The organism is Deltaproteobacteria bacterium CG11_big_fil_rev_8_21_14_0_20_42_23 (genome assembly GCA_002796345.1).
In the GTDB taxonomy this organism is placed as follows: domain Bacteria; phylum UBA10199; class UBA10199; order 2-02-FULL-44-16; family 2-02-FULL-44-16; genus 1-14-0-20-42-23.
Genome location: PCXC01000062.1, coordinates 14,702 through 31,453 on the forward strand (window position 1 = coordinate 14,702; position 16,752 = coordinate 31,453).

Here is a 16,752-nt window from a genome sequence, read left to right on the forward strand (position 1 = left end):
TTTTACCGTTCATTTTTTGCAATGCCTTGAAACTCCACCTCTTTTTTTGCATCATTCTCTTGGCACGTGCCTTGCCCTTATTAGCCTCTCGTAAGAAGCAAAGGGTTGGGGGAAAAACGCTAACACTGGGAACTATGGAGGTCCTATGCGAAGCAATTTTTTCCGCCAGAAAGAAGTACTTGCTGTCATCATCGTTTTACTGCTCATGGTTTTTACTCAGCCAGTGCAGGCTGCGCACAGTTTATGTCCCGATGTTATCCCCAGTAGCAATCAGCATGCAAAAGAGATTATGAGCAGTTTGGAAGCAGGTCTTCTTGAGCCTGAAATGGATTCCGACGACTGCGCTTTTGTAGATGCCGAGCGAGAACTCACTCTTGGTGAAGCAATTAAAGCTATGTGTCGAGCTTCAAGTATGACGATGGAAGTTCTTCCCGACGCATCTTGCCAGCCGCCGGCTGATGAGGCTAGCCTTGCAGGTTTTGATTGGGAATTTGCAACGTGTGTCAACAATCTCTACAAAAACGGTATTTTGAAAACCTATACTGATCAAGTGTATCCAAGTTCTTGTCCTGATGCTTCCCAGCCCGCGAGGATGGACAGCATGATTTCAATGTTGGCCAGAACTGTGCTGAGTAAGCCAGGCGTTGCCGATGGGTTTTCGATGTACAAAGTGCTTTCACGTGACGATCTTTACGACGGCCCAGCTTTGGGAGCAAACACAAGTTGGGGATTGCCTTCGCCTTACGTTCGTTATCTCCATACCATCACCTGCGGAAGAGAGCTTGGCTTCGATGCCAGTTCGGATTTTTCCGATAGAACGTTTTCCAGAAGTCATGTGAGTTTTGAAGATGCGGCAAATTTGCTTCAGCATCTTCACACTTCTGAAGACTGCGCCAAAGAGATTGAAGTGAAGCTGGAATCTACTTCGCTGCGTGCAACGAGAATCAGCTTCATTATGGGCTTGTTAAAAAAATATCATGTCGTTCCAGATGCACAGATTGAAAGTGAAGCTGAAAATAATGCAGGCCAAAATTTCCCTTCAAACGGAAACATCGATTTGACGCCACCTTCAGAGGAACTTGCTCCTGAAGTAGTGGCTCCAAGTAATGGGAATGGTATTGTTGTGCCAGCTCCTGCAGTGGAGCCTGGAGAAGTTGTTGCTCCCAGCAATGGCGCTGGAATTGTGGTGCCTGCTCCAGCAGAAGAACCAGTGGAAATTGTTGCCCCTTCAAATGGCAATATCGATTTAAGCAATGTGGGAAGCGGATCAGCTGTCAGCTCACCTTCGGTTGACTATACTCCGTCACATATTGTTTATGGTGGTCCATTAGAATCAAATGGAACAAATGGAAGTATAGAGAACAGTGTTGATGTATCAGGAATAAATTCTACTCCTTTGTACACCATTACAAATGGTTCAGTTGCGAACACAGAAAGCAATGGAACGTACACTCACGAAGATGCCTTTGGATCTGTTGGTGGAGGAAATGTGGTGAATGGAAATCTGCAAGCTGCAGATTCTGATGATCGCACCGTTTCGGTTTCACAAGTTGAGCTTAGTCCAGAAGCTGAAAATACGTTGACGCATCTTTCTGATAGCTCGGCATTAGGAAATGCAATTGGGGCAAATACAAACTTGCAAACCAGTTTGCAGCCAAGCGTGGGAAATCTAGGCTCAACAAGTCTTCCAGGCCTTAGCTCATCTGGAAGTGTTACACTTCCGTCAAGTGGAAGTGAAGAACCAAGTCTGCAGCTTCAACGTAATGCTGAAAACGCAGGCGAAGTTGGGGAAGTTCCATCAATCGGTGTTCCTCTTAATATTGAAATAGCTGGATCTCCTGTCTTAAGCCCTGAAGAACTTGCAGAGCAAGAACGTCAAGCTGCTCTTAATGCTTTTCACGAAGTTGATGCAGCTGCAGAAGCAAATGCAAGAGAACAACGTGATCAAGAGCTTGATGATGCCACGCACAGTTTTCTCGAAACTGACAGAGCACTCTCTGCCGAAGAAGAAAAAGCACAAGAAGAGGAAGAGGCAGCGCGAAGAGCCTTTCAGCTTGTAGCTGAAGCTGCAGCGCAAGATGAAAAGGCTGGAATAGAAGCAGAGGCTGCGGCAGTTCGTAATTTGTTCAGAACAGTTGATGCCGAAAAGGAAAACACTGAAGAAGAAAGCAGTGATGAAGAGACAGATGATACACCAAGTGAAAGAGAAATTCTCAACTTGCTAAAATAAGGATCTTGTTTCCCTCAAAGAAGGAAGGCCGCGCTCAATGGTGAGTAGCGGCCTTCCTGTTTTTTTGTTTTTGAATTGTATTTACTGTGGAACTGTTTTCCAGTCTTGCAAAAATTTTTCAAGTCCACTGGTAGTAAGGGGATGATTCATCAGTTGTTTGATCACTGAAAAGGGAATCGTGGCAACGTCAGCTCCCATAAGGGCTGCCTCGTGAACGTGAATGGGGCTTCTCACACTCGCCACTAACACTTCAGTTTCAAAATCATAATTGTTATAAATCTGAACAATGTCAGCAATAAGATCCATGCCTGGCGTGGTGATGTCGTCAAGTCTTCCCACGAAAGGGCTTACATAACTTGCTCCAGCTTTTGCAATGAGAAGGGCTTGGTTTGGTGAAAAGCAAAGCGTGACATTGGTTTTTATGCCTTTGTCAGAGAAAAACTTACAGGCTTTTAATCCTTCAACGGTGGAAGGAATTTTAATCACTGCGTTTGGTCCCACATCGGCAAGTTTTAAGCCTTCTTCAATCATGCCTTTTGCATCGAGTGCGGTAACTTCAAGGCTGATAGGCTTTTCCGGGAGTTCTGAAAAAATTTCTTTGATGACTGTTTTAAAATCTTTTCCGGTTTTTGCGACCAATGAAGGATTGGTGGTGACACCGTCAAGCAGTCCCATTTCATTTGCTTCTTTAATTTCGTTGATGTCTGCACTATCAATAAAAAACTTCATGTTTTTTCCTTTCACATGCTGCTGGTTTAATTACTTCCGCAGCGAGGGTTGCAATAATATTTTCCGTTTTGTTCTTTTGTGTCATTTTTTAAAAGATACACTTCACATTTTGCGCACTGCACCATTTCTCGTGGAGAGGAAACAGTCTTTTGTTCAGCTTTTGCCGTTGGCTTTGTTTTTTTATCTCCCAGCGAAAGCAAGCCTTTAATAAAACGATACAGCAAATAGAAGAGAAGTAATTTTAACAGAAATGACATGTGTGTTCACTCCAGCAAACTAAGTTTTCATGTGGATTGGCCGCACTATAATCATTTAGCAGATGTTGGCAAGTTTTTCCGAAGACCGGGTGACGCGCATCTGGAGCTAGTTTGCACAGTGGTTCCAATACAAAAAGTCTCTTGTGCATTTCGGGATGAGGTATTTCAAGTTCATCTGTTTTGAAAATAAGATCATCAAAAAGAATGATGTCGAGATCGATAATACGTGAAGCCCACTTTTTTTGTTTTTCTAAGCGTCCCATTTCTTTTTCAATTTCACGTAATTCCCGAAGAAGTTCTGTTGGCCCAAGTCTTGTTTGTACGGAAAGCACACCATTGCAATAATCTGCTTGGGCAATTTCATCCAACGTGAGGGCTTTTGATTTGTACCAAGGTGACGATGAAATGAGGCTTATATTTTTATGAGCTGCAATTTTCTCTGAGGCTGTGATGCAGTTTTGGTAAGGGTTTCCCAGGTTTGATCCCAGAGCAATATAAGCAGTATGTAACTTCATTATGTTGTGGGCTCTGTCTTTTCAAGAATGCGGTCAAGAGCTTCTTTCCAGTGATAAGCTTGCACATGAGAAAACTGCTTTGCCTCTGGATCATTAGAAATGAGGTAATGTTTTGCTTTTTTAACGTCAGCTCCCAGTGTTATCAAGCTTTTGGCGTGTCTTTCATCAACTCTTTGTGCGGATTTGATTTCTATGAGTGCAGGTGGGAAATTTCCTCGCTCAATAATGAGATCTATCTCAAGCTCATCATTGATTCTCAAGTATGAAAGCTTAAATTGCTTCTCTTGGTAAGTTAACCGTCGATGAAATTCATTTATAATAAAGGTTTCAAATAATTGTCCGTATTCAAAGCTTTGAGGAGAGAGGTCATAGTCAACTTGACCAGCTAACGCCCGTACAACACCAGGGTCGAAGAAATAAAATTTAGGAGCTTTTTTCTGCTGTTTGCGAAGAGAAGTATGATAGGCCAAAAGCCGAAATCCAAGAAGCGTGTCTTCTAAAATATCGTAGTATCCACTTACAGTTTTGGGGTCAGAGTGAATATCTTTGGCAATGTTTGAGTAGTTAATAACCTCAGCATTCATTTGTGCAGCAACATCCAGGAATCGACGAAATGGAGGAAGTTTTCGAATAATCTGCTCTGTAATAATTTCTTCTTTCAAGTATGTTTCTGTGTAGGCTTTTAAAAATCTGGCTTTGTCAGGTTCATTTTCGAAGCTGAAAATCTCTGGTAGGGAACCAAACTTTAAGACGTCATAAAGAGAAAAACTTTTTTGCAGTTCAGAGACGGTTAAGGGAAACAAGTGATAAACAAAAGCTCGGCCGGCCAAGAGATTTGCAGCTCCTCGTTTGAGTTTCCTGGCACTTGATCCTGTAAGGGCAAATTTGAATTGTTTTTTTTGAATGAGTTTATGAACAAGATCTAAGAGTGCTGGAACTTTTTGCACTTCATCGATAATGACCCATGGCTTTTTCCCTTTATAAGGATCAAGGCGATGGAGAAGATTGTTGGGGTAGCTCATGAGTTCTTGGGCAAGTTCAAAGTTGAGGAGGTCTAAGACCACCACTTCATCAGGAGAAAAAAGCTGCTCTAGGAGGGTAGATTTTCCGGTTCCACGTGCTCCAAAGAGAAAAAAAGACTGTGATTTTGAGGGGTTAAAGAGTCTAGAGAACATAAACCAAATTTTACCATTATTTTTGGGTCATGGTCAAAGCATTTTTTTTGGCAGCTACTTCAAGCCCAACACATCAAACATGCTGTATTTTCCTGGAGCTTTTCCCACAATCCATTTTGCAGCTGTGAGAGAACCTGCTGCGAAAATATCGCGAGTTTTTGCGTGATGAGAAATGGTAAGGCTTTCCTGTTCGTTGCTAAAAGTAACGCCGTGGTCACCAATCACTTCACCTTCGCGAAGAGCTCTGCAGCTAACGGGTTTGTCTTGAGCAACATTTGCCTCTGGGCCTTCCACATAACTTACTTGATCTGGCTTAAAGCCAGAGCCTTTCAGCGCATGCTCTAAAACACGGACGGCCGTTCCGCTTGGGCTGTCTTTTTTGTGGATGTGGTGAGTTTCTTCAAGGTCAATGCGCATGTTCATGCCAAAAGCTTTTGCTGCTTTTTCAACAATATTAAAAAGAACATTCACTCCTATACTCATATTGGGAGCGTGAATGATGGCCACTTTTTTACTGGCTGCAGTAATGAGTGCCGTTTCATTTTCACTAAGACCTGTTGTGCCAATAACAATGGGAACACCGTGCTCTGCCGCAATTTGCGCGTTATGAACACTTGATTCTCGAGAAGAAAAATCGATGATGGCATCAGCGCCGGTAATCACATCTTCAAGTTTATCGCCTTGATCAACTCCAGCTTTTAAGGTGAGTAATGGGTCTGCTTGAATAAGGGCACAAATGCGTTGGCCCATTCTTCCTTTGCTGCCAATGACGATGATGTTTGTGCTCATAAAACCTCTTTCAAAAGAGAAGATGTCTCTTAGTGAAGCAAATGATATTTTTCCATTACGGCAATGAGTTCTTTTTTAAGAGCTGGGCTCATGGTGGTGATGGGAAGGCGAAATTCTTCATTACATTTTCCAAGTTGCGCCAACGCTGTTTTTACAGGAATAGGATTTGATTCGATAAAAAGAGCTTTGTTGATGAGCGAAAGATTTTGATCAAGCTCTTCGGCTTTTTTTACATCGCCAGCAGCAAAAGTATCCCATACTTCTGAAACCCTTGCAGGAAGCAGGTTTGCGGTTACCGATATGCAACCTTTTCCTCCATCTTTGTAGATTTCCAGGTTCATGGGATCGTCGCCAGAAAAAACGCTAAAGTTTTCAGGAGTGCTCTCAATAATGTGTTTGATTTGTTTGATGTCGCCGCAGGCTTCTTTGGTGGCCATAATGTTTGCAAGTGAAGAAAGACTGATTGTTGTTTCGGCTGACATGTTTACGCCAGTTCTTCCAGGAACGTTATACAAAATAAGAGGAAGTTCTACTTTTTCAGCGATAGCTTTATAATGTTGAAATAACCCTTCTTGCGTTGGCTTGTTGTAGTAAGGGCAAACCGAGAGATGTGCATCGGCACCAGCGTCTTTTGCATGCTGTGCAAGTTCAATTGCGTGAAGGGTGTTGTTTGAACCGGTTCCCGCAATAACGGGAATTTTGCCTTTGCAGACATCGACCGCAAGACGAATGATGCGATCGCGTTCTGAATGAGAAATAGTGGCAGCTTCTCCCGTTGTGCCAAGAACAACCATGGCATCGGTGCCTTGTTCAATATGCCAGTTGATAAGTGATTCCAATTTTTTTTCGTCGATAGCTCCATTGTGAAAAGGAGTTACAACGGCAACCATAGATCCTTGAAGTATCATAGAGTTCTCCAAAAAATTATACGAGGGCTTCGCCTTTACAGATAATTTCTGCAGGCCCCTTAAGATAGATGTGATTATTTTTGGTGCTCCATTCAACTTCTAGTTTTCCACCAGACATTTGAATTCTAATTTTTCGATCGGTGAATCCATTAAGAACACCTGCCACGCAAACAGCGCTGGCAGCAGATCCGCAGCCAAGCGTTTCGCCCGTTCCGCGTTCCCATATGCGAACTTCAGCATCGTTTTTGCTGAGGATATTTACAAAGCTTACGTTTACTTTTTTTGGAAACACATTGTGGTTTTCAATCATGGGACCAAAGCGTTCTATGTTGAAATCGGCAAGATGGTCTTGAAAAATAACACAGTGTGGATTTCCAACCGAAAGACAGGTGACGCGAAAATCTTTTGCTTCCATTTTGAGAGGGCGATTTACCACGCGGCCAGAAAGATTTACGGGAATGTCTTTTCCCTTCATGATGGGTTCACCCATATCAACTTCAATGGTTTTGCTGCTGACTTTTGTTTCTCTTGGGCCAACTGCTGTTTCAAAAACAATGTCTTTCTTCGCGGTATATTTCATTTCACGGACATATTTTGCCAAGCAACGAAGGCCGTTTCCGCACATTTCGGCTTCAGTGCCATCGGCGTTGAAGGTTCTCATGGCGTAATCGTATTTACGAGATTTGCTGAGCAAAATCATTTGGTCAGCTCCGATGCCGGTGTGGCGATTGCACAATTTTTTGGCAAGGTGGCTTGGGTTTGTAGCGTGAGCAGTTGATTTGGTGCAGTCGATGATGAGGACATCATTTCCGATACCGTGCATTTTGGTAAAGGGAACTTTCTTTGCTTTGACTGTTTTTTTAGCAGCCAATTTTTTTGCGCTTGTTTTTTTTGTTGTCCCCATGGGGCTCTCCTTTAAACCGGATAAGTACTTGATTTATAATAAAATTTTCGGGACTCTATCAAGCCATCTTCTCTTTGTCAAGTCTTCCAATGCGCTGTGGAAGGTATTTTAAGCCTGGTGAGGTGAAAAAAAGCTTGTCCTTCCAAGAGATTCTGGGATATAGTGGCTGGCGTTGTAGAGGTGTTCTTTTCAAGTATCCTTCGGGCATAGTTTCAAAAAGACCCGTTTTTAAGTTCAGTCTTCATACAATCAATATCCTTCAAACTGGAGTTAAGCCCTTAGTATTTAAAGTTTTTTCAGCAATTCCTCTTTATCCCTATGAACCACAATATTTTTTTAATCCCACAATGAAATGTTTTCAGAGAAACAAAGGAGTGCGTTTATGCATTTAAGTGAACTAAAGCAGAAGAAAATTGCAGATTTGGTTGAAATGGCAACCGAACTTAAGGTGGAAGACGCTGCCAATCTTCGCAAGCAAGAACTGATTTTCGGCATGCTGCAAGCTCATGCTACTCAAAACGGAGCTATTTATGGCGAAGGGGTTTTAGAGACACTTCCCGATGGCTTCGGTTTTTTACGTTCTCCCGATAGCAATTACCTTCCTGGGCCAGATGATATCTATGTTTCTCCATCGCAAATTAGGCGCTTTGGCTTGCGTAAAGGTGATGTGGTTACGGGACAAATTCGACCTCCAAAAGATACCGAACGCTATTTCGCCTTGCTGAAAGTGGAAAAAATTAATTTTGAAATTCCAGATAAAGCGAAAAAGAAAATTCTTTTTGATAACTTAACGCCACTTTATGCAAATACCAGGCTTCGTCTTGAAACGGATGATCCCAAAAACTTTTCTGCGCGTATCATGGACTTGTTTACTCCGGTAGGTCTTGGTCAGCGGGCTCTTGTTGTTGCTCCTCCAAGAACGGGCAAAACAATGTTACTTCAGAATCTTGCAAACTCGATCACAAAAAATCACCCAAAAGCAATGATGATTGTTTTGTTGATTGATGAGCGACCAGAAGAAGTAACGGACATGCAGCGTTCTGTAAAAGCTGAGGTAATTTCATCTACCTTCGATGAACCTGCGCAACGTCACGTGCAGATTGCAGAAATGGTGATTGAAAAAGCAAAGCGCATGGTTGAGCATGGAAACGATGTGATTATTTTGCTCGATTCTATTACTCGTCTTGCAAGGGCTTACAACGCTGTAGTTCCTCCGTCTGGAAAAATTCTTTCGGGTGGTGTGGATGCCAATGCACTTCACAAACCAAAACGATTTTTTGGTGCAGCGAGAAATTTGGAAGAAGGTGGAAGTTTAACTATTGTGGGTACAGCACTTGTGGATACCGGAAGTAGAATGGACGAAGTGATTTTTGAAGAGTTCAAAGGTACTGGTAACATGGAAATCCACCTCGACCGCAAACTCATGGAAAAACGTATCTTCCCGTGTATGGATATTAATAAATCCGGAACACGAAAAGAAGAATTGCTGCTCACAGAAGAAGAATTGAATAAAGTGTGGATACTTCGAAAAATGATTCAGCCATTAAATCAAATTGACGCGATGGAATTCATTCAAGACAAAATGAGACATACTAAAACGAATGACGAATTTTTGAAGTCGATGAATCAATAATTTTATTAGACCTCTAATGGCAATTCAGTCCATTTTTTGTCATCCTGAGAGTAACGAAGGATCTCCTCTGACAATTGAACGAGGAGACCCTTCACATTCGTTCAGGGTGACAACCAATCAACATCGTCACCATTGGGTTGCGCAGTAGGTTATGCAAGAGGTCTATTGGATGCCCACGGCATTTGTGATGTTGCTTCTGCCACGTACCTGAAGTTTTAGATGTGGAAACTGTGCATAAACTTGCGTGGAGCTTCCGCCGTCTAAACTCATAGCGTTGAGGCAGGCTGGCCCGCCATCTTTTTCGGAGAGACCTAGAAAAGTTCCAAGCTCTTTGAGATAAAGCCCAACCCCTTCGGCGATTGCCAAAATAATTTTCCCATCCCTTGTGATGCCAATGGCAGTGCGATGTGTTCGCTCATCTTTGAGTTGTGGCACTTTTCCCTGGATTAAAATTCTGGGGCCAGCTTGAAGGGCAAAGCTGATAGTGTTTTCAAATTGAAAGTGTTCTGGCCTTGTAATTTCAGCTTTGTCTCCGCGAATCGAAAAAATGCTCCACCAACTTGTGGGGTGAAGAGAGTTTAGGATTTTTCCGTTTTCGACGAGAAGCCCAATTGATTTTCCTTCAGGAGTAAAAAAGCCCCCATTTACTACAAGTGACATATGGTGCTTGCGAGCAAAATATTCAGCAGTTTTTCCCGTTCCATGGTTTTGTTCATCGCGCAGCACATGGAATTTTTTTTTGCCCGGGGTAATTTCAAAAAGGTGAAGAGGGGTGACGCCCAAGTTTTTTACATTCCAAGAATGAAGAGAATATCTAATACCGTCGTCAAGCGGCTGCCATTTCAAGGATGCGATTTTTACTTCGGGTTGGGCAAAAGAGAAGGAAACGGCGCCAAAAAAAACAAACAGAAAAACGGAAAAAATGCCCAAGCGTTTTTTTGTTGCGCGATGTTGGTGGTGTGGCCGCATAATCTTAAGCCACTATCGGAAATGATTTTAGAGTGCAATGGCGCTTTTTAGCGGCCCCAGATATTTACTGAAGTGCCTTCGCTGACTTGTTCTTGACCTTTGATGATAATGAGATCGTCTTCACGCAGTCCTTCCGCAATTTCGGTCATATCTCCATAGGTCTCTCGCGGTACAACCCTTACCTGATGTGCTTTTCCCTTGATGACAGTGTAAACATAATGACGTGATCCGATGCTCAGAATGGACTCGGCGGGGATGGCGAAAAATTGTTTTTTCTTGCTGCTCACCAACTCAACCATGGCCTCATCGCCAATTTTGAGGGCGGAGTTCGTATTTGGCACTTCGGCTTTTGCTTCGAAGGTATTATCGGCTGCGCGAAGTTCAGTTCCAATGCTGGAAATTTTTCCTCTGACGGCTTCACCTGGCAATCCCCTCGTTTTTACGCGGAGTTCTTGCCCAATTTTTATGCTTTCGGCCTCGTATGCGGGAAGACGGAAGCTGACGAGGATGGGATCGATGCTTACGATTTCAATCAATGTTTTTCCAGCTTCATATTTTGATCTGGGTGAAGCAGAGATAGATTTTATAATTCCAGATTGAGGGGAGGTAATGAAAGTGTTTTCAGTTTGTGCTTCAAGTGCTTGAATTTTGAGCTGAAGTTCTTCGGTTTCTTTTTCGTACAGCGAAAGTTTGCTTTCGAGATCGTCGTAGTCGCTTTGGTCTAGTTTTCCATCGAGGAGGAAGTCATCTTTATTTTGAAAAAGATATTGCGTGCGCTCATTTTTCCCTTGGACATCCAAGAGTTTAGCGCGTGCTTGTGAAAGTTGAATGTTAATTTCATCTTCAGAAAGTTGAAGAACTCTTTCGCCAGCTTCAACGTTTGTATTGAGGTCTACCAAAACATTTTCCACGTAAGCATCGGCGGGAAGGGAAATGTTGCTTGTTTTACTTGGCTCGAGCGTGCCCGAAAAACGAAGTAAGCTGGAACGTTCCTGAAGAGAAACATTTCCAACAGTTACGGGAATACTGGGAGGTTCTTGCCGAAAAAGGCGGGAAAGGAAGCCTGTTTTGTTTTGAGGTGCTTCGGCGCTTCTTCTTTTATTCTCTGAACTGCTGCATGAAAAAGAAAAGGCGACGAAAAAAAGAAAAGCAAAAACAATTGTTCTGTCCTGCAGCTTCATGCAGTGGAGCTATAGTAGATTCTTTTGGAAAAACAAGAGTTTATTTACACAGTTGGGAAGAGAAATGAAGGCTGAGGTGATGAATCTGCTTACGATTGCAGAGACAAGTTTCGCTGCTGCTTTTAATAACGATCCCTCCTTGACGGGTCTTGAGGGGCGTGTTACTCGCGCTTAGTTTTTTGTTCATTTAAGGAGTGTTTATGCTGGAAATGGATGACTTGGTCTCCCTCTGCAAACGCAGAGGCTTTATTTTTCAAAACAGTGAAATTTACGGTGGAATCAACGGATTTTGGGATTTTGGCCCTGTTGGCGTAGAGCTGAAACGCAGGGTAAAAGAATCGTGGTGGAAGTTTATGGTGCGTGACCGCGATAATGTGGTTGGCATCGACACTTCCATTATTGCGCATCCTCAAACTTGGATTGCTTCGGGCCATGTGAAAAGTTTTAGCGATCCCATGGTGGACTGTCAAAAATGTAAACGTCGTTTTCGCGCCGATCACATTGCCGATGCCGGAACCGTTTGTCCTGAATGCGGCGGTGAACTTACGGAAGCGAGAGCTTTCAATCTTATGTTCCAAACTTCGGTTGGAGCTCAAGTGGATGCTGCATCAACTGCTTACCTTCGCCCTGAAACGTGTCAGTCTATTTTTACGCAATTCAAAAATGTGCAAGTGACTTCACGTCAAAAAGTTCCTTTTGGCATCGCTCAAATTGGAAAAGCCTTTCGCAACGAAATTACGCCGCGCAATTTCATTTTTCGTTCTCGCGAGTTTGAACAAATGGAAATGGAATTTTTCTGCCACGAAGAAGAAGCCGGAAAGTGGTATGAATATTGGGTAAGCCAGCGATTTGCTTGGTTCAAACAGCTTGGAATTAATGCTGCTCGTTTGCGACTACGACAACACGAAAAAGATGAGCTGGCACATTATGCAAGAGGTTGCACTGATGTTGAATATGAGATGCCGTTTGGTTGGTCCGAAATGGAAGGCATCGCAAACAGAACCAATTACGATTTAAGCAAGCATCAAGAAGTGTCTGGAAAAGATTTGCAGTACTTTGATGACAAACGAAATGAAAAATATATTCCGTGGGTTATTGAAACTTCAGTTGGCGTAGACAGAACGTGTCTTGCCGTTCTTGCAGACGCATACCACGAAGAAGAAGTTGATGGCGAAAAAAGAGTGGTGATGAAGTTTGCTCCAAGCATTGCCCCCATTCAAGTTGCGGTCTTTCCTCTTTCTGCAAAATTATCTGAACCGGCAAAAAAAGTTCACGATGAGCTTAAACAAAAATTTACCGCAGAATTTGACGTGGCTGGTTCCATCGGAAAACGTTATCGCAGATACGATGAAGTGGGCACTCCATTTTGCATTACTTATGATTTTGAAAGTGTAAATGACAACGCCGTGACCGTTCGGGAACGTGACAGTATGAAACAAGAACGCATTTCTTGTGATCAACTTGAAAAATATCTCTCGGAACAATTGAGTGGCAAGTAACAGACGAAGCCTGGCTTCAAGGAGGATGTGTGAGTAAGAAATATGTGTATACGTTTGGTGGTGGAAAAGCAGAAGCTGACGCTACGATGAAAAATTTACTCGGTGGCAAAGGTGCAAACTTAGCCGAGATGAATCAAATTGGTTTACCTGTTCCTGCAGGATTTACCATCTCAACTGAGGTGTGTACATATTACTACGAACACGGGAAGTCCTATCCACCTGAATTAGAGCAGCAAGTAAAAGCTGCCATTGCCAATGTTGAAAAAGTGATGGATGCAACATTTGGTGACACAGAAAATCCACTTTTGCTTTCAGTAAGATCTGGCGCGCGTGTTTCCATGCCGGGCATGATGGACACTGTTCTCAACTTGGGGCTTAATCAAACAACGCTTCAAGCCATCATTAAAAAAACAGATAATCCACGTTTTGCTTATGACAGCTATCGCCGTTTTATTCAGATGTACGGCAATGTTGTGCTTGGCGTTGAACATCACAGCTTCGAAGAAATTATTACGGAGATGAAAACGAAAAAAGGCGTGAAGCTCGATACCGACTTAGACGTTGATGATCTCAAACTTTTGGCGGAACAATTTAAAGCAGAGGTAAAAAAATGTATTGGCCGCGATTTTCCAGAAGATCCCAAAGAACAACTGTGGGGTGGAATTAGTGCTGTGTTTACTTCATGGCAAACCGAACGTGCCATTGCCTACAGAAAATTAAATGACATTCCTCACAATTGGGGAACCGCTGTAAACGTGCAAGCCATGGTATACGGAAACATGGGAGATGACTCTGCCACGGGCGTTTGCTTCACGCGCGATCCTTCTACAGGTGAAAATAAATTTTATGGCGAGTATCTCATCAACGCGCAAGGTGAAGATGTTGTTGCGGGTGTTCGTACTCCAAACGAAATCACACAATTACAAGGTGAAATGCCAGAGGCTTATGCCGATCTGGTGAAAGCATATCAAAAACTTGAGCATCATTACAAAGACATGCAAGACATCGAGTTTACCATTCAGCAAGGTAAATTGTGGATGCTGCAAACCAGAAATGGAAAAAGAACAGCCGCAGCAGCTGTTCGTATTGCCGTTGAAATGGTAAAAGAAAAAATTCTCTCACAAAAAGAAGCCATTCTTCGTGTTGATCCTGCAAGTTTAGATCAGCTTTTGCATCCACGTATCGATCCTAAAGTTGACAGAAATGTTCTCTGTAAAGGTTTGCCAGCTTCTCCTGGTGCTGCTGTAGGAAAAGTTGTTTTCTCAGCTTCCGATGCAGAAGCTTGGGATGAGCGCGGCGAAAAAGTTATTCTGGTTCGCATCGAAACTTCTCCCGATGACATCAAGGGTATGGCGGTAGTGCAAGGTATTCTTACTTCTCGCGGCGGAATGACTTCCCATGCGGCCGTTGTTGCCAGAGGTATGGGAAAAACTTGTGTTGCAGGTTGTGGTGCTCTTCACATTGATTACAAAACGAAACAGTTTATGGTGGGAGAGACGGTAGTAAAAGAGGGCGATTTTATTACACTAGATGGAAGTAAAGGTGAAATTATGGTTGGTGCTTTGGCCACCATTGACCCTGAGCTTTCTGGTGAGTTTGGCGAATTTATGGAGTGGGTTGAAGCTCATCGCAAAATGGCAGTCCGCGCAAACGCAGATTCACCGCATGATGCAGAGGTGGCCAGAAAATTTGGCGCAACTGGAATTGGACTTTGCAGAACCGAACACATGTTCTTTGAAGGCGATCGCATTGATTCTGTTCGCGAAATGATTCTTTCATCTACTCGTGAAGGCATGGCAAAAGCGCTGGCAAAATTGGAGCCAATGCAACGCCAAGATTTCAAAGGTATCTTCAAAGCTATGGACGGATATCCCGTTACAGTTCGCTTGCTCGATCCACCACTTCACGAATTTTTGCCGCATACCGAAAATGAAATGGTTGAACTTTCTCAAAAAATTGGAGTTTCGGTTGATGTACTCAAGAAAAAAGCTGGAGAACTTCACGAGTTCAATCCCATGCTTGGTCACCGCGGATGTAGATTGGGCATCACTTTCCCCGAGATCTATGAAATGCAAACGCGCGCTATTATGGAAGCAGCATGCGAGCTTGCAGGTGAAGGTGTAAAAGCTATTCCTGAAATTGAAATTCCACTTGTGAGTCTTCCAGAAGAAATTAAATTCTTGCGCGAACGTTGTGAAAAAGTTGCTCAAGCTGTTATTCAGGCTTCAGGCCATGATGTTCATTACACGATTGGAACCATGATCGAACTTCCACGTGCCTGCGTTGCTGCTGGGCAAATTGTAGAATATGCAGACTTTATGAGCTTTGGAACAAACGATCTTACGCAAACTACCTTTGGTTTTTCGCGCGACGATTCTGGAAAATTTCTTGAAGAATATGTAGACAATCACATTCTTCCTCAAGATCCATTTATCTCTATTGATGAAAATGGAGTTGGTCTTTTGATGGAAATTGCAGTAGAGAGAGCCAGAGCAAAAAAACCAAATGTTGATTTTGGTATTTGTGGCGAGCACGGCGGAGATCCAAAGTCAGTGGAGTTTTGCCACAAACTTGGATTGAATTATGTAAGCTGTTCACCGTTTCGAGTTCCTATTGCACGCCTTGCAGCTGCACAAGCAAACTTGAAACAAAGCACGCATTAATCTGCGATGAGAGGCTATAAACTGAAATGAAATTGAAATCGCATGCACACAAATCGATTTTTTTCGGCGTAGTTTTATGGTGTAGTTTTCTTTGGCTTTCATCTTGTGCAACTTCAGATTTTTTTGAAGACATTGGCACAAACATGGCAAGCCCTACTTCGTTTGCGGTTGATAGTGCAAATCGCCGTTTGTATGTTGCCAATTCAAATAGCCATGTGCGCTACAATCCCGAGCAGGGAAATTTTCAGGTTTTAGACATCACTACTCCAAGCGCACCTACGCTTGTGGGAACGGCGCAGACAAAAAGTTTTACCGGCGAAATTTATTTCGATGCTGTAAATTTGTTGGCGTATGTAGCTGATCGTTACAGTGCCAACAATTCTGTAACATCGGACAATCTTCTCACTATTAATGTAGACGAAGCGTCAGCAGATTTTTTAACGCTTACCGAAACTTCAACAGCGCTTGATCCGTTTGCACTTACATGTTGCACTCCCGCAAATACGCTTCTCATCTCTACTGGAGACGGAAAGCTGCAATATGTTGATACATCAGTGTCTCCGCTTGATATCAAAACACTCAGCCTCGATGTAACGCTTTCAACAGGAGTTACCTTAAGTGAAGTTGATGTGATTGATGTTGTGGTGATTGGTACTCAAGCTTTTTTATCATTACGTAACTCTGGCATTTTGGTGGTAAATTTAGATGAAATTACAGATACCGCTGTAAACCCGGTTGATTATTATATTTCAGACTTGTCCACTCCAAAGGGAATGGCAACGGATGGAACAAATCTTCTTGTTGCTGATGAAAGTGTAGAAAGTGGAACGTTTGTTTCACGACTCGCCATCATCGATCCTTCAACACTCACCGCTCTTGCCGATAACACAACCGTTACTGTCTTAGATAAAGATGACGCAAGTCTTTTGCTGGCAAGTGTAAATGTTGGCAACGACCCGGAGCAAGTTGAAGTGGCAAACGGATTTGCGTATGTGAGCAATCTTGAAGATGATACAGTTTCTGTTATCGATCTTTCCACAAACACCGTAACAAAAACCATCACTGTAGGTGACCAACCCTTTGCGCTCGGCATCGACAGCCCCGGCAGCACTCCTACAACCCTCTACGTTTCCAACCTTGAAGGCAACAGCATTTCTATTATTGATATTGCCACACTCGAAGTAACGGCAACGTATCCTTAGGGATACCTCTTTGTCGTTCTGAGCAATTCGCTGTCATCCTGGGCATAATGGCAAAAAATGTGTGCTATTTAGGTTTGAGAAAGAAGTAATAAGCAAAG

The 16,752-nt window shown here is 43.0% G+C and carries 15 protein-coding genes; 6 read left to right on the forward strand and 9 right to left on the reverse strand.

Annotation, left to right across the window (positions count from 1 at the left end):
- Positions 1-145: 145 nt before the first annotated feature.
- Positions 146-2,230, forward strand: coding sequence for a hypothetical protein (locus tag COV43_07410; GenBank protein PIR25022.1), 2,085 nt, complete (start codon positions 146-148; stop codon positions 2,228-2,230).
- Positions 2,231-2,311: 81 nt separating this feature from the next.
- Here the strand turns inward: COV43_07410 and fsa are convergent, their stop codons facing one another.
- Genes fsa through COV43_07445 form a run of 7 tightly spaced genes read right to left on the reverse strand, consistent with a single transcriptional unit; the run spans position 2,312 to position 7,507 of the window.
- The gene (gene fsa, locus COV43_07415; GenBank protein PIR25023.1) at positions 2,312-2,959 is read right to left on the reverse strand and encodes a fructose-6-phosphate aldolase; all 648 of its coding nucleotides are present in this window, start codon (positions 2,957-2,959) and stop codon (positions 2,312-2,314) included.
- Positions 2,960-2,985: 26 nt separating this feature from the next.
- On the reverse strand, positions 2,986-3,216 hold the full coding sequence (locus COV43_07420; protein ID PIR25024.1) for a hypothetical protein: 231 nt from the start codon (positions 3,214-3,216) through the stop codon (positions 2,986-2,988).
- Positions 3,201-3,731 (reverse strand): 2-amino-4-hydroxy-6-hydroxymethyldihydropteridine diphosphokinase, encoded by a 531-nt coding sequence (gene folK / locus COV43_07425; GenBank protein PIR25025.1) that lies wholly within the window; start codon positions 3,729-3,731, stop codon positions 3,201-3,203. Before folK ends, COV43_07420 begins: the two co-directional genes overlap by 16 nt.
- Positions 3,731-4,906: an ATPase gene (locus COV43_07430; GenBank protein PIR25026.1), complete on the reverse strand. Its 1,176-nt coding sequence runs from the start codon at positions 4,904-4,906 to the stop codon at positions 3,731-3,733. Before COV43_07430 ends, folK begins: the two co-directional genes overlap by 1 nt.
- A 54-nt stretch (positions 4,907-4,960) precedes the next feature.
- Positions 4,961-5,695, reverse strand: a complete 735-nt coding sequence (gene dapB / locus COV43_07435; protein ID PIR25027.1) for a 4-hydroxy-tetrahydrodipicolinate reductase — start codon at positions 5,693-5,695, stop codon at positions 4,961-4,963.
- 29 nt (positions 5,696-5,724) lie between these two features.
- Entirely contained in the window at positions 5,725-6,600 is an 876-nt protein-coding gene (locus COV43_07440) for a 4-hydroxy-tetrahydrodipicolinate synthase (GenBank protein ID PIR25036.1), read from the reverse strand.
- A gap of 19 nt (positions 6,601-6,619) precedes the next feature.
- Positions 6,620-7,507, reverse strand: coding sequence for a diaminopimelate epimerase (locus tag COV43_07445; protein PIR25028.1), 888 nt, complete (start codon positions 7,505-7,507; stop codon positions 6,620-6,622).
- Positions 7,508-7,596: 89 nt separating this feature from the next.
- Here COV43_07445 and COV43_07450 point away from each other — a divergent pair, with 89 nt between their 5' ends.
- Positions 7,597-7,899 (forward strand): hypothetical protein, encoded by a 303-nt coding sequence (locus COV43_07450; GenBank protein PIR25029.1) that lies wholly within the window; start codon positions 7,597-7,599, stop codon positions 7,897-7,899.
- Positions 7,890-9,140: a transcription termination factor Rho gene (rho, locus tag COV43_07455; protein ID PIR25030.1), complete on the forward strand. Its 1,251-nt coding sequence runs from the start codon at positions 7,890-7,892 to the stop codon at positions 9,138-9,140. Before COV43_07450 ends, rho begins: the two co-directional genes overlap by 10 nt.
- Positions 9,141-9,302: 162 nt before the next feature.
- On the opposite strand, the gene COV43_07460 is transcribed toward rho, so the two are convergent.
- Together COV43_07460 and COV43_07465 are read right to left on the reverse strand one after the other, a co-directional pair.
- Positions 9,303-10,109 carry a hypothetical protein gene (locus COV43_07460; protein PIR25031.1) on the reverse strand — a complete coding sequence of 269 codons (807 nt, stop codon included), beginning with the start codon at positions 10,107-10,109 and terminating at the stop codon, positions 9,303-9,305.
- A gap of 47 nt (positions 10,110-10,156) precedes the next feature.
- Positions 10,157-11,290 carry a hypothetical protein gene (locus COV43_07465; protein ID PIR25032.1) on the reverse strand — a complete coding sequence of 378 codons (1,134 nt, stop codon included), beginning with the start codon at positions 11,288-11,290 and terminating at the stop codon, positions 10,157-10,159.
- Positions 11,291-11,490: 200 nt separating this feature from the next.
- On the opposite strand from COV43_07465, the gene COV43_07470 reads away from it, so the two are divergent.
- Genes COV43_07470 through COV43_07480 form a run of 3 tightly spaced genes read left to right on the forward strand, consistent with a single transcriptional unit; the run spans position 11,491 to position 16,654 of the window.
- Entirely contained in the window at positions 11,491-12,789 is a 1,299-nt protein-coding gene (locus COV43_07470) for a glycine--tRNA ligase (protein PIR25033.1), read from the forward strand.
- 29 nt (positions 12,790-12,818) lie between these two features.
- Positions 12,819-15,452 carry a pyruvate, phosphate dikinase gene (locus COV43_07475; GenBank protein ID PIR25034.1) on the forward strand — a complete coding sequence of 878 codons (2,634 nt, stop codon included), beginning with the start codon at positions 12,819-12,821 and terminating at the stop codon, positions 15,450-15,452.
- 26 nt (positions 15,453-15,478) lie between these two features.
- Positions 15,479-16,654, forward strand: a complete 1,176-nt coding sequence (locus tag COV43_07480) for a hypothetical protein (protein PIR25035.1) — start codon at positions 15,479-15,481, stop codon at positions 16,652-16,654.
- Positions 16,655-16,752: the final 98 nt, after the last annotated feature.

What these genes read in the sequence shown, in the direction of transcription:
- COV43_07410 (PIR25022.1), top strand. Translation starts at nt 146, where the DNA reads ATGCGAAGCAATTTTTTCCGCCAGAAAGAAGTACTTGCTGTCATCATC.
- fsa (PIR25023.1), bottom strand. Translation starts at nt 2,959, where the DNA reads ATGAAGTTTTTTATTGATAGTGCAGACATCAACGAAATTAAAGAAGCA.
- COV43_07420 (PIR25024.1), bottom strand. Translation starts at nt 3,216, where the DNA reads ATGTCATTTCTGTTAAAATTACTTCTCTTCTATTTGCTGTATCGTTTT.
- folK (PIR25025.1), bottom strand. Translation starts at nt 3,731, where the DNA reads ATGAAGTTACATACTGCTTATATTGCTCTGGGATCAAACCTGGGAAAC.
- COV43_07430 (PIR25026.1), bottom strand. Translation starts at nt 4,906, where the DNA reads ATGTTCTCTAGACTCTTTAACCCCTCAAAATCACAGTCTTTTTTTCTC.
- dapB (PIR25027.1), bottom strand. Translation starts at nt 5,695, where the DNA reads ATGAGCACAAACATCATCGTCATTGGCAGCAAAGGAAGAATGGGCCAA.
- COV43_07445 (PIR25028.1), bottom strand. Translation starts at nt 7,507, where the DNA reads ATGGGGACAACAAAAAAAACAAGCGCAAAAAAATTGGCTGCTAAAAAA.
- COV43_07450 (PIR25029.1), top strand. Translation starts at nt 7,597, where the DNA reads ATGCGCTGTGGAAGGTATTTTAAGCCTGGTGAGGTGAAAAAAAGCTTG.
- rho (PIR25030.1), top strand. Translation starts at nt 7,890, where the DNA reads ATGCATTTAAGTGAACTAAAGCAGAAGAAAATTGCAGATTTGGTTGAA.
- COV43_07460 (PIR25031.1), bottom strand. Translation starts at nt 10,109, where the DNA reads ATGCGGCCACACCACCAACATCGCGCAACAAAAAAACGCTTGGGCATT.
- COV43_07465 (PIR25032.1), bottom strand. Translation starts at nt 11,290, where the DNA reads ATGAAGCTGCAGGACAGAACAATTGTTTTTGCTTTTCTTTTTTTCGTC.
- COV43_07470 (PIR25033.1), top strand. Translation starts at nt 11,491, where the DNA reads ATGCTGGAAATGGATGACTTGGTCTCCCTCTGCAAACGCAGAGGCTTT.
- COV43_07480 (PIR25035.1), top strand. Translation starts at nt 15,479, where the DNA reads ATGAAATTGAAATCGCATGCACACAAATCGATTTTTTTCGGCGTAGTT.